General features: G+C 66.1%; 1 protein-coding gene and 1 pseudogene. One reads left to right on the forward strand and one right to left on the reverse strand.

Annotation, left to right across the window (positions count from 1 at the left end; all coding sequences use genetic code 11):
• Nucleotides 1-208: pseudogene (locus C5F48_RS25545) on the forward strand (hypothetical protein); the annotation flags it as partial.
• 108 nt (nucleotides 209-316) lie between these two features.
• On the opposite strand, the gene C5F48_RS24190 reads toward C5F48_RS25545, so the two are convergent.
• Complete coding sequence (locus C5F48_RS24190; RefSeq protein ID WP_107666172.1) at nucleotides 317-574, reverse strand: hypothetical protein; 258 nt, start codon at nucleotides 572-574, stop codon at nucleotides 317-319.
• Nucleotides 575-902: the final 328 nt, after the last annotated feature.

Genomic DNA, 902 nt, shown 5'->3' on the forward strand with positions numbered 1-902 from the left:
GATGGCGCAATGGGTGGCCGGCGCGGGATACGTGATCTGTTGGGAGCTGGTCACACAGAAGCCGATCCGGCGCTGGAGCAAAGCCGCCAAGGGCCGCGTGCGCAGGACGAACCTGCGCCGCCGGCTGGAGCGGAAATTTCCCCTGCTGGCCGAGATCTTCATCGCCGAGGCGCTGGCGAGCCGGCCAGGCTACTACGACGGGGACTAGCCCGCGCCCGGCTTCCGGTTGCGAGCTGGTCATGCGCCTGCTCGCAACCCGGGACGCAAGTATCTCGAGACCTATGGGCTGAAGGGCTTGGCGTGGTCGCGCCAAGCGTCAAAGGCGCGGCAGAAAATCGCCACGGCAGCAGGCCAGCACCGCAACGCCCCAAAGCACCGCGATTATCGCGATCAGCACGACACTGTGGACCTTCTCGTGCATATGGCGCTTTCTCACCTTGGCCCGTAGCGTCTCCTTCCGCAAATCCTCAGCCTCCAGTCGGGCCGAACGTTTTGCGGCGGCTTCGGCTCTTGCCGCGTCCAGTAGCGCCCGCACGTCTGGAGACACCTCTCTCTGTTCATGGCGCGGCGTCATGGCAGAGCTATCCTTCTCGCTTGATCTGGCAGATCGGCGGTGGCGCGGCGGATCACGATGATGTGTTGACCAGCCCACGCAAGTAACAGCGGAGCGTTCCCGATGTTCCCTGTGACGGTCCAGCCGACGAAAGACTGATCCTGATGGGCCGCGGCAGAGCACAGATCTGGCGGCGGCTCCCAGAGTTGGCGACGGCGAGGCAGATCGAGGGGGCACCCGGCAACCCGGCGCACACGGGCCGAACGTGTCGAGACTGCGCCCGCATGCGGGCTTGCCCTTCGGGCGACTTCGTCGGCTCGACCCATTCGGCCCGGCTGGCCTGATCGGC

This window comes from Cereibacter changlensis JA139 (assembly GCF_003034985.1).
Classification (GTDB): Bacteria; Pseudomonadota; Alphaproteobacteria; order Rhodobacterales; family Rhodobacteraceae; genus Cereibacter; species Cereibacter changlensis.

Excerpts from the sequence above, each read along its gene's own strand:
- C5F48_RS24190 (WP_107666172.1), bottom strand. The coding sequence starts at position 574 with ATGACGCCGCGCCATGAACAGAGAGAGGTGTCTCCAGACGTGCGGGCG.